The organism is Pseudodesulfovibrio nedwellii (assembly GCF_027923765.1).
In the GTDB taxonomy this organism is placed as follows: Bacteria; Desulfobacterota; Desulfovibrionia; order Desulfovibrionales; family Desulfovibrionaceae; genus Pseudodesulfovibrio; species Pseudodesulfovibrio nedwellii.
Genome location: NZ_AP026709.1, coordinates 1,071,205 through 1,083,710, shown reverse-complemented (window position 1 = coordinate 1,083,710; position 12,506 = coordinate 1,071,205). Strand labels below are relative to the sequence as shown.

16 protein-coding genes and 2 tRNA genes are annotated in these 12,506 nt (G+C 49.4%); 14 read left to right on the top strand and 4 right to left on the bottom strand.

Annotated features, from left to right (window positions below; genetic code table 11):
* Positions 1–3 precede the first annotated feature (3 nt).
* Positions 4–80: transfer RNA gene (locus SYK_RS05320), tRNA-Met, on the bottom strand.
* 104 nt (positions 81–184) lie between these two features.
* A tRNA-Met gene (locus SYK_RS05315) sits at positions 185–261 on the bottom strand.
* 161 nt (positions 262–422) lie between these two features.
* Between SYK_RS05315 and SYK_RS05310 the strand changes: the two genes are divergently transcribed.
* The 3 genes from SYK_RS05310 (at position 423) to SYK_RS05300 (ending at position 2,112) form a co-directional block, all read left to right on the top strand.
* Positions 423–1,145, top strand: coding sequence for a glycosyltransferase family 2 protein (locus tag SYK_RS05310; RefSeq protein ID WP_281762562.1), 723 nt, complete (start codon positions 423–425; stop codon positions 1,143–1,145).
* Between the two features lie 111 nt (positions 1,146–1,256).
* On the top strand, positions 1,257–1,412 hold the full coding sequence (locus tag SYK_RS05305; protein ID WP_281762561.1) for a hypothetical protein: 156 nt from the start codon (positions 1,257–1,259) through the stop codon (positions 1,410–1,412).
* A 19-nt stretch (positions 1,413–1,431) separates the two neighbouring features.
* A complete protein-coding gene (locus tag SYK_RS05300) occupies positions 1,432–2,112 on the top strand; it encodes a TVP38/TMEM64 family protein (protein ID WP_281762560.1) in 681 nt (226 codons plus the stop codon).
* On the opposite strand, the gene SYK_RS05295 is transcribed toward SYK_RS05300, so the two are convergent.
* Positions 2,109–2,705, bottom strand: a complete 597-nt coding sequence (locus SYK_RS05295) for a phosphatase PAP2 family protein (protein WP_281762559.1) — start codon at positions 2,703–2,705, stop codon at positions 2,109–2,111. The two genes, SYK_RS05300 and SYK_RS05295, sit on opposite strands and share 4 nt — an antisense overlap.
* A gap of 96 nt (positions 2,706–2,801) precedes the next feature.
* Here SYK_RS05295 and SYK_RS05290 point away from each other — a divergent pair, with 96 nt between their 5' ends.
* Complete coding sequence (locus SYK_RS05290) at positions 2,802–3,935, top strand: glycosyltransferase family 4 protein (protein WP_281762558.1); 1,134 nt, start codon at positions 2,802–2,804, stop codon at positions 3,933–3,935.
* Positions 3,936–3,993: 58 nt separating this feature from the next.
* On the opposite strand, the gene SYK_RS05285 is transcribed toward SYK_RS05290, so the two are convergent.
* Entirely contained in the window at positions 3,994–4,944 is a 951-nt protein-coding gene (locus tag SYK_RS05285; RefSeq protein WP_431194120.1) for a UDP-glucuronic acid decarboxylase family protein, read from the bottom strand.
* Between the two features lie 176 nt (positions 4,945–5,120).
* Here SYK_RS05285 and SYK_RS05280 point away from each other — a divergent pair, with 176 nt between their 5' ends.
* The 10 genes from SYK_RS05280 to nuoK all read left to right on the top strand — a co-directional run bounded on the left by SYK_RS05280 (position 5,121) and on the right by nuoK (position 12,504).
* Positions 5,121–5,831 carry a 2-phosphosulfolactate phosphatase gene (locus SYK_RS05280; protein ID WP_281762557.1) on the top strand — a complete coding sequence of 237 codons (711 nt, stop codon included), beginning with the start codon at positions 5,121–5,123 and terminating at the stop codon, positions 5,829–5,831.
* 8 nt (positions 5,832–5,839) lie between these two features.
* Positions 5,840–7,177 (top strand): GGDEF domain-containing response regulator, encoded by a 1,338-nt coding sequence (locus tag SYK_RS05275; RefSeq protein WP_281762556.1) that lies wholly within the window; start codon positions 5,840–5,842, stop codon positions 7,175–7,177.
* A 280-nt stretch (positions 7,178–7,457) separates the two neighbouring features.
* Positions 7,458–7,835, top strand: a complete 378-nt coding sequence (locus SYK_RS05270) for an NADH-quinone oxidoreductase subunit A (protein ID WP_281762555.1) — start codon at positions 7,458–7,460, stop codon at positions 7,833–7,835.
* Complete coding sequence (locus SYK_RS05265; RefSeq protein ID WP_281762554.1) at positions 7,814–8,359, top strand: NADH-quinone oxidoreductase subunit B; 546 nt, start codon at positions 7,814–7,816, stop codon at positions 8,357–8,359. The genes SYK_RS05270 and SYK_RS05265 overlap by 22 nt, the downstream gene beginning before the upstream one ends.
* 2 nt (positions 8,360–8,361) lie before the next feature.
* Positions 8,362–8,889 carry an NADH-quinone oxidoreductase subunit C gene (locus SYK_RS05260; protein WP_281762553.1) on the top strand — a complete coding sequence of 176 codons (528 nt, stop codon included), beginning with the start codon at positions 8,362–8,364 and terminating at the stop codon, positions 8,887–8,889.
* A 41-nt stretch (positions 8,890–8,930) separates the two neighbouring features.
* Entirely contained in the window at positions 8,931–10,103 is a 1,173-nt protein-coding gene (locus tag SYK_RS05255; RefSeq protein WP_281762552.1) for an NADH-quinone oxidoreductase subunit D, read from the top strand.
* Between the two features lie 8 nt (positions 10,104–10,111).
* Positions 10,112–11,086: an NADH-quinone oxidoreductase subunit NuoH gene (gene nuoH, locus SYK_RS05250; protein ID WP_281762551.1), complete on the top strand. Its 975-nt coding sequence runs from the start codon at positions 10,112–10,114 to the stop codon at positions 11,084–11,086.
* Between the two features lie 10 nt (positions 11,087–11,096).
* Positions 11,097–11,684, top strand: coding sequence for a 4Fe-4S binding protein (locus SYK_RS05245; RefSeq protein WP_281762550.1), 588 nt, complete (start codon positions 11,097–11,099; stop codon positions 11,682–11,684).
* Between the two features lies 1 nt (position 11,685).
* Positions 11,686–12,195, top strand: coding sequence for an NADH-quinone oxidoreductase subunit J family protein (locus tag SYK_RS05240; RefSeq protein WP_281762549.1), 510 nt, complete (start codon positions 11,686–11,688; stop codon positions 12,193–12,195).
* Positions 12,196–12,504 (top strand): NADH-quinone oxidoreductase subunit NuoK, encoded by a 309-nt coding sequence (gene nuoK / locus SYK_RS05235; RefSeq protein WP_281762548.1) that lies wholly within the window; start codon positions 12,196–12,198, stop codon positions 12,502–12,504.
* The last annotated feature ends 2 nt before the right edge of the window (positions 12,505–12,506 follow it).

Here is a 12,506-nt window from a genome sequence, read left to right as displayed (position 1 = left end):
CTGTGGTAGCGGGGGCAGGATTTGAACCTACGACCTTCGGGTTATGAGCCCGACGAGCTACCGTACTGCTCCACCCCGCGACACGTGAGAAAGAGGTTCTAGGTGGCTGCTGAACTTTTGTCAACAGAAAATAAAATAAAAAGAAAAAGGCTTACAGAATTAATCTGTAAGCCTTTGATTTCCTTGGTAGCGGGGGCAGGATTTGAACCTACGACCTTCGGGTTATGAGCCCGACGAGCTACCGTACTGCTCCACCCCGCGACACGTGAGAAAGAGGTTCTAGGTGGATGGTGTCTTTTTGTCAACATCTATTTCTTCATTATTCGAAAAAAAACCGGAAAGTTGAGAAAAGCTCGTGGTTGATGGTGAAATGGCCAGCAAAAAGTTTACAACCGCCTTCGAATTCCGTACATCATCATCCTATGAACAATACAGAAAAATTTTCGGTAGTCCTGCCGGTTTTTAATGAACAGGACAACTTGCAATCTTTGTTTGCGGAGATTCGGGCGGCAGCGGATGCCACCGGACGGCCTTGGGAGGCTGTGTTCGTGGATGATTGCAGCACCGACAACAGTCTTTCTATTATAAAGAAAATGGCCGACGACTTCGATGAAGTCCGGTTTGTTGCCTTTGCTGAGAACCGTGGACAGTCGGCGGCCTTTTGTGCTGGATTCGATGCAGTGCAGTCTGATATCGTTGTCACCATGGATGCCGATCTGCAAAATGACCCTGCGGATATTCCAGATATGTTGGCCGCGTTTGGTGATGGATGTGAAATGGTCATTGGTTGGCGTGCCAAGCGAAAGGATACATTTATCAAGCGTATCTCTTCGAAGATCGCTAATGCTATCCGCGATGGAATCATGGATGATGGCGTGCATGACACTGGATGTTCCCTTAAGGTGATGCGTTCGGATCTTCTTCGTAAACTTCCTCGATTTAAAAATATGCACCGGTATTTCCCTATTCTTATGAAGATGCAGGGAGTTCTTATTCGAGAAGTGAAAGTGAACCATAGAGAACGGGCTACAGGGGTGTCAAAGTATGGTACTTTGGACCGTGCCATGGCTGGCATTTACGATTTGATCGGCGTCAAGTGGCTTATCAATCGGCATATCGAATTCACGGTGAAAGAGAAGAAGTAGCCTATGCAACTGCCCGCCTATTGGTGGCTCTTGGCCCTCGTTGTTTTTGTGCAGGGGGCTTTTTTCGTCCGAATCGTTATTTTACGGATGTGGCGGAAAGGAGTACAACCCTTGGCGCGTTCAGTCGCGGGAATGCTTGTGGCATCCTGTATGGCTGGGTTCGTTTATGGAATAGTGCAGCGTGATCCGTTGTTCTGTCTCGGTCAGCTTTGTTTGCTGGCTATTTATCATTTGCTACAACGGCAAGGCGATGACCAAAGAAAATAGTAATTCTACAATGAAAAGCATGAAGTCTCTGGCAAAGGGACTGGTGATGTTGGCTGGGCTCGGACTGGCCGTGTATCTTTCTCGGGCCGTTGGTCTGGGTGACATGCTTTCAAATACGCAATGGTTCAATGATCATGTGCTCGGCAATGGACCACTTTCCATAGTCATTTTTTTAGGAGTCGGTGCGGCTTTTACGGCTGTGGGACTGCCTCGACAGCTTGTCGGTTTTCTCGGTGGTTTTGCCTTCGGAGCCTTCAGTGGAACACTGCTTGCCACAGTCGGCTCCGGGTTGGGGTGTGCTATTGCGGCTCTTTATGCTCGTATGGGAGGCCGGGAGTTGGTGCAGCGCAAATTGGGGCATCGGATAGGCAAAGTGAACAGCTTTTTGCAACATGAGCCGTTCAATACCGCGCTGGCAATTCGACTATTTCCTTTGGGCAGCAATTTGATCACCAATCTTGCAGCCGGGGTCAGCTCCATTCCCCTGATGCCGTTTATCCTTGGTTCTACATTGGGATATATCCCGCAGAATTTCATCTTTGCCCTGTTCGGATCGGGCATGAACAGAGAGTCCACCATGGGCGTGGCGTTGTCTGTGGGGATGAGTGTTGTACTTTTCGCTGTGTCCGGGTGGTTGGGAATTCGTGTCTACAACCGGTACAGAAAAGAGGCGAAGTCTTTGGTCGAGTCGGAAGATTAGATCGGATCGGGCGGCATGTACCGCCGCTCCAGCTCTTTCCAAAGAAGCCAGATAACCCCGGCAACGACGACACCTGTAAGCCATCCTGCCAGAACGTCAGTGGGGTAATGTTTACCGAGATAGACGCGGGAATATCCTACTGCGAGCGGGAGAAACAATGGCCATTTTTTGAGTGCAGGCCACAGAAGTATGGAGAGCAAAGCAAGGCTCATGGTGTTGGCACAATGGGCTGACGCATATGAGGTGCCGTGTTCCTTGGTCTGGACAAAGTCGGATGGCCGGGTCTGCCATCTTCCGTCTTCGACAAAAAAGGTCTCTGCTACGGCATTGAGAGGACGGACTCTGCCGACTTCATCTTTGATAATTTTTGTTGAGAAGTCAGCAAGCCCCATTCCTGCGAATAGAATGAGAAAATATATGATCTGTTTCCTGCCGCCTTTGAAAATGGCCCATGCAAGCGAGATTCCTAAAGCAGTCAGCAGCACCGGCATGGAAGAAAGAATTGGCATGATTATGTCAAGAATATTCAGTCGCCAATGCTGGTTGATGAGAAGAAACAGATTGAGATCAATGGGTAAAGTGGAAAAAAACATGATGCTCCCGTTGTGTTTTTTGAATTTATAGCCTGCTTTGTCCCACGGGGCAATCGTGCCGGTTGTCAAACCGGCGAAAATCGGACAAAAAAAAATATGACAGATATTTCAAAAAAAGCACGATTGGCCGTAACCATGCCCAAATTGAGCCATTATGGCGGGGCTGAGGCCTTTGCCTGGCGTTTGAGTGAGGCCTTGGCCAAACGTGGGCATGACGTGGATTTTATATGTGCACGATGTGATGGAGAACCGCCGGAAGGGGTTACTCCTATTGTGTTGGGGCGATTCGGCGTATTTCGATTCGTCAAAGTACTGTGGTTTGCGTATGCCGCTGAGAAAGCTTTGAAAAAGGGTGATTACGATCTCGTGTTTGGGATGGGAAAGACGGTCAGTCAGGATATTCTGCGTATAGGTGGTGGGCCGCAGTCCAAGTTCTGGGAACTTTCCAAGCAAGCGTGGCCCAAAGGCTTTGCCCGATCCTTCAAGATGTTGCGTCGAAGATGTTCACCAGCGAACTGGGCCATTCATTGCCTCGACAAGGTGCGTATGCGGCGGACACCGTGTATAATCGCCGTATCTCATCTTGTACGGGATTGGATTGTTGAGGCACACCCTCATTTGAACGTGACGGACATCGACATTGTATATAATCGGCCGGATCTATCCCGGTTCTCTCCGCTTGGAGAGCAAGAGCGGCTGCGATTGCGGTCGGCCTTTGGTATCAAGGATGATCAGGTGGTTATTGCCACGGCTGCCACCAACTTTGCTCTCAAGGGAGTTCGTCATTTGGTTGCTATGTTGGCACGGCTTCCCGAAAATTTTGTCCTGCACGTAGCCGGAGGTAGAAATCCTGATAAATATATACGTCAGGCAAAAGAGTTTGGTGTTGAGCACAGAGTTCGCTTTTTGGGCCGTGTGGATGATATGCCTGCTTTTTATCGAGCTGCTGACATATTTATTTTGGCGACATTTTATGATGCCTGTTCGAATGCTGTGCTTGAAGCCATGGCCTGTGGATGTAAGTCGTTATCCAGCCGTTTGAACGGGAGTGCATACTTTCTGCCGGAGAGGTGGATATTTCCTGACCCTGCGGATGTTCCGGCCATGGCAGAGCTTGTTTTGCAAGTGTCGGGTGAAGAACGTCCTGGCCCATTGGAGTGGCCCGAAGATGTTGTGTCTGGGCTGGAGCCATTTATAGAGATGATTGAGAATCGTCTTGTTGGGAAATAAACGCAGATTGAGAGAATCAAAAAGGCCGGGGCATATGCCCCGGCCTTTTTGATTCTTCTTATAACGACTTCAGATGGTTGTCGAAATATTCTATGGTCTTTACTAAGCCGGTTCTGAGTTTGATTTTCGGTTCCCAATTAATGGCATTTTTAGCAAGGCTGATGTCAGGACGGCGCTGCATGGGGTCGTCTGCGGGGAGAGACTTGTACACGATTTTTGATTTTGATCCGGCCATTTCAATGACTGTTTCGGCCAATTCCAGAATAGTGAATTCATCGGGGTTGCCCAAGTTCATGGGGCCGGTGAACTCGTCTGGAGTTTCTTCCATGAAGCGAATGATGCCGTTCACCAGATCATCAACATAGCAGAAACTGCGGGTTTGTCCGCCATTGCCATACACTGTGATATCTTCACCGAGCAGGGCTTGAACAACAAAGTTGGAAACAACTCGTCCGTCGTTCATAGCCATGCGGGGGCCATAGGTGTTAAATATGCGTCCAACCTTGATGCGAAGGCTATGTTGACGGTTGTAATCGAAGAAAAGTGTTTCGGCACACCGTTTACCTTCGTCATAGCAGGAACGGATGCCGTGAGGGTTAACGTTGCCCCAATAGCTTTCCGGTTGTGGATGTATTTGTGGGTCGCCGTAAACTTCACTCGTAGATGCTTGGAAAATCTTGGCTTTGATTCTTTTAGCCAGCCCAAGCATGTTGATAGCACCATGAACACTTGTCTTGGTGGTCTGTACCGGGTCGAATTGATAGTGGATAGGAGAGGCCGGACAGGCGAGATTGAATATCTCGTCGACTTCGACATATAAAGGGAAAGTTACATCGTGGCGGATGATCTCGAAATAAGGATTGTCGATCAGGTGCAGGATGTTGGCCTTACTTCCTGTAAAAAAGTTGTCTAGGCAGAGGACTTCATGGCCCATTTCGAGCAGGCGTTCGCAAAGATGCGAACCGAGAAATCCAGAGCCACCAGTGACGAGCACACGTTTTTTCTTCATGATCAGTGGGTTACAATGACAAGCTTCGTTCGTCAATGGGAGTAGGTTTTTCGTGAGGAGTATTCCCTGTATTGATTTTGTGCGTAAATAAATTAAATTGTGCAAACAGTTGACGTGACATCGACAGGCATGTGAAAAAAACGTCCCTGATTATAGAATTATGGCAGGTATAAATAATGATAGTAAATGTTGTCGAATGTCTGGGTGGAATGCGGAGAGCCAAAGGGCTGGTCGTTGTCATCGATGTTTTCCGGTCGAGTACGGTCGGATATTTTGCGGTGAATAGCGGTGTTCGGGAGTATCTGATGACCGATGGCCTTGAGTTGGCTCGTGAGATTGCTGCAACTCAGGGCGGTAAGGTTGTCGGAGAGCAGCGAGGGGTACCGGTCACGGATTTTGATTACGGGAACTCACCAACCCTTTTTGAAAATATGGATCTCTCCTCAGAGACATTTGTCCATTCGACCAACGCGGGGACACGAGGTGTTGTCGCTGCCTGCGAAAAAGGAGACGAGGTTATTATCGGCTCTTTTGTCAATACGGCCGCTGTCGTGGAATATATTCGTAGTCGGGAACCAGAAGTTGTCACGTTGGTTGCCATGGGTACTGGCGGCACCATGCGGGCACAGGAAGACATGATGTGTGCCATGTACATCAAAAATGAACTGGAAGATTATCCCAATAGTTTCAAGACGCTTAAGTCCTTTCTGGCCGGCGTGGATAGCGCACAGAAATTTTTTGATGACGATAGATCGGATGCTCCTGAATCTGATTTTGAGCTGTGTATGGATCTGGACAGGTTCGACTTCGTGCTCAAGGCCGAAGTTGTTCGTGAAGGATGCGTACGGTTGCAGAAAATAAATGTCGATTGCGGAGAAAAGGCATAGGATGTCGTATGAGTGATATTTTGCAGAAAGTCCTTATTGTCGATGATTCTCCGACCAACTTAGCTTTGCTAGAGCATATGCTGCGGGATATCGGCTGCGAAGTGGTCAAGGCCGAAAGCGGCATGGAAGCTGTCTCGTTGGTCAAGTCCTATGACTTTGCTTTGATTTTGCTTGATATTCAAATGCCCGGCATGAACGGATATGAGGCAGCAGCCCGAATCAAGGATTATGAGCGAGGGCGGCACGTTCCCATCATTTTCATTACCGCCATATTTCAGGACGAGGAAAATGTTCGTCAAGGTTATGAAACTGGGGCAGTGGATTATTTGTTCCGACCAGTGGATGTACAGATTCTCACCAGCAAGGTGCAGGCATTTCTGAAAATGCATGAGCAGAAAGTTGAGCTTGAAAAAGCTGTCGAACTTCATCGGAAAACCGAGGTGGCTCTGCGTCAGGCAGAAGAAAAATATCGGTTGATTTTTGAACGCGTGGTGGAAGGGATTTTTCAATGTACACCGGAAGGTGAATATTTGGAAGTTAATCCCGCTATGGTCCGCATCCTTGGATATGAGAACGCTCAGGAAATTATTGGCAAACCTCGATTACATGTGGATATGATGGCTGATTCTGACGAGCAGAAGGCATATGTAGCCTCTCTTGAGAAAAATGGCGTTGTGTCCGGTTTTGAGTATCAGGTTCGTAAAAAAAATGGTGAGATTATTTGGTGCTCGGAGAGTTCCCGCATTGTTTCTTCGGATGATTGGGATGATTTTATCGAAGGTGTCCTTGAGGATATCACTGACAAGAAAACGACTGAACTTGAATTGAAGCATCTGGCGACAGTGGACAGTCTGACCGGTATAGCCAATCGGCATAAATTTTTTGACAGACTGGAACATGCTTTGGCTATTGCCAAGCGGTATGATCAGATTGTGGCGGTATTATTTATTGATCTCAATGAGTTTAAGAAGGTAAATGACACTTTCGGGCATCAAATGGGTGACGATTTGTTGCGAATGGTTGCACAACGACTTGATTTGAGAATTCGAAAATCAGACACCTTGGCGCGCTTGGGTGGCGATGAGTTTGGCGTATTGCTCGCAGGCATTGTTGACGAAGAAAGTGCAATTGCTGTGACTCGTAGCTTGCTGGAAGAGATGGACAAGCCGTTTATTCTTCAAGGGCAAGAGATTCATGTGGGGGCGACTATCGGGATCAGTTTTTATCCCACTGACGGTAAGGATAGTGTTTCACTTATCAGTCGAGCGGACGCCGCCATGTATGGTGCGAAAAAGAAGGGTCGTGAAAAGTTCGGAACATTCATCGATTCAATAAAGTTAAAGTAGATCTTTTTTGGTTTTTTTTGATTTGGTAAGGCGTCTTGCATAGGCAAGGCGCCTTTTTTGTGGCTTTTTTGGGCGTTGAATAATTGTAAGTTGGTCTGCATTCCCCTTTTTTTTGTATCAGAATCAGATTCAAGGAAATTATATACTTAGAGTACAAGTCTTTCGCGAAAAAAAGAGCAATGTGCTTGACTTAGGCCTTTTTTCGGGGCATGGAACTCGGTAACCCTTGAAAAATGTTTTGTTTTAGGGTTTTCGCAAATTTAAAGCCAAAGGATGGGGTATGGTTTTCGACTGGCTGCATTTTGCAATCATACTGTTTTTGCTTGGCGGACTACTCTTTGCCGTCGGGCCTTTGATTCTCGCAGTGCTGTTCGCTCCCAAAGCGCGGGGCGGGGACGTTGGTATGCCATATGAATGTGGCATGGTCCCTTACGGTAGTTCGTGGGCGAGGTGGGGTGTATCTTATTATGTATATGCCTTGATATTCCTCGCTTTCGACGTAGATGTCCTTTACTTGTTTCCGGTTTCTACGGCGTACGCTGACGCCGAAGGATGGGTTCCATTTGTAAAGTTGTTCATCTTCCTGTTCTTCCTTATTCTTTCCGTCATCTATTTTTGGGCGAAAGGGGTGTTTACATGGCCGCGCAGGATTCAGTAGTTCCCAAGGACTTTTTGACGACGGGCAACCATTATATGGAGCCGCCCATCGTCAATCTTCAATTGGCGCAGGACCTTTTCGACGTTTGTCGATCTATGTCCTTGTGGCCCATGACATTCGGACTTGCGTGCTGTGCTATCGAAATGATGGCTGCCGGTATGGCTCGATTCGACATGGCCCGGTTCGGGGCGGAGGTTTTTAGACCCTCACCGCGTCAGGCTGATGTCATGATCGTCGCAGGCACCGTGACCAAGAAGATGGCGCCGGCCGTAGTAAGGCTGTACGAGCAGATGCCCGGACCCAAGTGGGTCATTGCCATGGGTAACTGTGCCATTTCCGGCGGTCCCTTCAAGATTAAGGATAACTATAATGTAGTCGAAGGCGTGGATACGCTGATTCCCGTTGATGTCTATGTTCCGGGTTGTCCTCCGAGACCGGAAGGTCTGCTTGAAGGGTTCTTCGAGTTGCAGCGTCTGATCACCGGTAAACGCTGGTGGCCCGTCGCCGCCGAGGTGGAGGGTTAATCATGTTGCAAGTCTTGGAAGGCGTGGCGACTCAGTGTGTCGCCAAGCAGGACAAAGGCGCGACCGGACATGTCTGGTCGATTTTTCTGGCTCCGAACCAGATCGTCAAAGCAGCCCGGAAATTGTATGAAGCAGAATACTCTCTTGAAGATGTCTTTGCGTTAGATGTTGAAGAGGGTTTTTTGGTGATCTATCATTTTAATAGATGGAACATTGAAGAACGTGTCACCCTCCGTGTGTTGCTTCCCAAGGACAATGCGGTGGTGCCATCTATTGCTTCTGTTTTTCAGGGTGCCGAATGGCATGAGCGGGAAACCCGCGATTTCCACGGTGTTATCTTCGAGGGCAATCCTAACCTAGTGCCACTTTTGATGGCAGTAGAGGATGTGGATGTTCACCCCCTGATCAAGACTGCCAAGGTTCGTAAGTCCATTAAGGACATTCTGACCCTTGGTGAAATCGTGTCTTGTTCCAAGGAAGTGGAAGAATTGTTTGCGGAAGCGGTGGCCGAGGAGGCCGCCGATGCGTAGGCCGGGGCAACCGGTCGGTATATAAACCGGACTGAGAGTGTATGTCGGCTTACCAAAATTTAGAACAAATGAAGGGTGATTTTTACACCCAGAAGTTCGAGGCCGGGAAGCAGGACGGAACCCTGATCATCAATATGGGTCCGCAGCATCCGTCAACGCATGGCGTGCTGAGGATCGTGATCGAGGTGGACGGTGAGTACATCGTCCGTGCCGAACCCGTATTGGGTTACCTGCACCGCATGCATGAGAAAATGGGCGAGACTCAGACTTGGGGTGGTTATATCCCCAATATGGGCCGCGTCGACTACGGACACGCTATGGCCTGGAATTGGGCTTACGTGGGCGCAGTCGAAAAACTGATGGGCATTGAGGTGCCGGAAAGGGCGGAGTATTTGCGAGTCATTATGACCGAGTTCAACCGTCTGACCTCCCACTTGTTGTGGTGGGGTGCCTACATCCTTGACCTTGGCGCGTTTACCCCCATCATGTACGCATTTGACGATCGTGAAATGATTTTGGACATCCTGCAGAGGCCATCGGCTTCAAGGTTGACCTATTCTAATTTCCGTGTCGGTGGCGTGCAGATGGATCTCGACGACAAGTGTATCGAGTTGATGAAGGCGTTCATTCCGCATTTCAGGGAAAGACTGCCCATGTACCATGATCTCGTCACAGAAAACCTTATTCTGCGTAGACGTATTGAAGGAATAGGCGTCATGGATCAGGATATGTGCCGCCGTTATGGCTGTACTGGTCCTGTCGTTCGTGGTGCTGGTGTTCCTTATGATCTGCGCAAGGACGAGCCGTACTCCGTGTACGATCGTTTTGATTTCGATATCCCGACGCAGGATAGTGCCTGTTCGGCCGGACGGTATCATGTCCGCGTGGCCGAGATGGAACAATCCATGCGTATTATCGAGCAAGCTCTGGAGCAACTGGACTCCGCTGAGGGTGGTCATATAATTAAGAAGGCCCCCAAGCCGTCCATGAAGCCGCCGGCAGGCGAAGCATACTTCAATGTTGAAGGCGGACGCGGAAAGATCGGCGTTTACGCCGTTTCCGATGGAACCAAGGTCCCGTACCGCATCAAGTTGCGCGCACCGGGCTTCTCCAATTTGAGTGCATTTGCCGAGGCCGCTACAGGAACCATCCTGGCCGACGCGGTCTCCATTTTGGGCAGCCTGGACCTGATTATTCCGGAAATCGATAGGTAGGGGGAATAATGAACGCATTCTTACAGAACCTGATACCTCTGGTCATCGCCATGATCGGGGCCATGGTCTGGCTGGGTCTTAATGCCCTGGTGCTGGTCTACTGCGAACGAAAATTCGCGGGCCACATTCAGCGCAGGCCCGGTCCGTTCGAAGTTGGCCCTCATGGTGCTCTCCAGCCTCTTATAGATGGCATAAAACTGATGGGTAAACAGCTCTTGACTCCGGATAATTCGGACCCGATTCTTTATTGGCTCGCTCCGATTTTGTCCATGTTTCCTGTGCTGTTGCTTTTCATGCCCATCCCGTATGGCCCAATGCTGACGGGAATGGAAGTTAACCTTGGCCTGCTGCTTATTCTGGCCTTCTCCAGTTTTAACGGACTGGCGGTTATTCTGGCCGGTTGGGCATCCAACAATAAATGGGGTGTTCTTGGCGCGGCTCGTGCCGTGTCGCAGACTGTTGCATACGAAATCCCGTTGCTTCTGACCGTACTCGCCATTTCCTTTATGGCTGGCACCTTGAGCCTGACCGAGATTACCTCTTTGCAGGCTGGTCATATTGGCAATTGGTTTATTTGGAAGCAGCCGTTGGCATTCATTATCTTTATCATCGCAATGTTTGGTGAGACCAACCGTGCTCCGTTTGACTTGGCCGAGGCCGAGTCCGAACTGACCGCCGGTTTCCATACGGAGTATTCCTCCATGGGGTTCGGTCTCTTTTTCATGGCTGAGTATGGATATATGGTTGTCATGTGCTCCGTGTGCTCCGTCCTCTTTCTGGGCGGATTCCATGGGCCTATCCCCGGCATCGAAGGATGGTGGTGGATGCTCATCAAGACGTACGCTTTGTTGTTCGTCATGATTTGGGCTCGTTGGACCTTCCCCCGCGTTCGGTTTGACCAATTGCTGAACATCAACTGGAAATGGTTGTTGCCATTGGCCACATTCAACCTGTTGGCCACCGCGCTGATCATCAAGTTGTAGGGGTGTAGATATGGGTAAATTCAGAGAAAAAGTAATACAGCCGATTCTCGACTGCTGGAGTCTGATCGTTGGACTCAAGATTACGGGTAAGTATTTTTGCAAGCCCCTGATCACTGTTCACTATCCCCGGCAGGTCATTGACGATGAGAATCTGAATACATACGGCGGGCATATCGAATTGATCGGTAAGCCTAAGGACCCGGCCATGCCCAAGTGCATTTCCTGCATGATGTGCGTGACCAACTGCCCAAGCAATTGTTTGAAAGTCGTTAAGCAGAAGGCTCCTAAGCCGACGCCTGAGCAGGAAGCAGCCATGGTTGCTGCCAAGGAAGCTGGAGAGAAGGTTGTTAAACCTAAGGCTCCCAAGAATCCGTTGAAATTCACTTACGACTATACGCTGTGCTCGCTATGCGGCACATGCATTGATAACTGTCCGGCCAAGTCGTTGAAGTTCTCTAATAATATGTATTGGGTGGCGACTTCACGGAAAGAGATGAACATTGATCTTCTCGCCAGGCTCAAGGAGCAGGCCACGGAATTGTCCGCCCCGGCTCCCAAAACCGAGGTCAAACCGGCCGCGGCAGAGAAGGAGGCGTAATATGGAAGTCATGGCAAAAGTAGCATTTTGCGTGTACACGCTCATCATTTTGGGCGGGGCCATTGTTGCCGTCACAAGCAGTAGTCTGGTTCGCGCCTTGGTGGGACTTATCACTACCTTGATTGGTGTGGCTGGGATGTATCTGTTGTTGGCGACGCCTTTTATGGCTTTTATGCAACTTCTTATCTATGTCGGCGCAGTCAGTGTTCTGATCTTCTTTGCAGTCATGTTGACTCGAGCGGAAAAGGGCGGTGACGAAAGCGGATATGCCTCCATGAAGACGTATGTCTATGGATTGGCGGCAACCTTGGCACCAGCTGCCATTTTGGGCTGGCTGGTTATGACCAGACCAGTTGAATCCGTAGCGATCCCCGTAGAAGTAACCATTAAAGAACTCGGTCAGGGACTGCTCGGTTCCTATTTCCTGCCCTTTGAGTTGATTTCGGTCATCCTCATGGTGGCAATGTCCGGAGCAGTGCTTCTGACATGGGAAAAAAGGGGGAAGAAATAAATGAGTGCTCTGACCCTTTATCAAATTGTCGCGTTGATTCTTCTGTGCGCGGGCCTGTTTGGTCTGACGCAGCGCAGGAGTCTCGTCGGTATGCTGATCTCGGTGGAACTCATGCTCAACGGTGCAGGTCTGTCCATGGTGGCAGCAGCGCAGTTGACTGAATTCAGTGCGGTTCTCGGACAACTCGGCACTTTGTTTGTCATGGGACTTGCCGCAGCTGAGGCTACACTGGTCCTTGCAATCATCGTGGTCGTTGCACGGCGATTCAAATCCGCCAGAACCAGTGACATCACTACATTGAAGGAATAGCT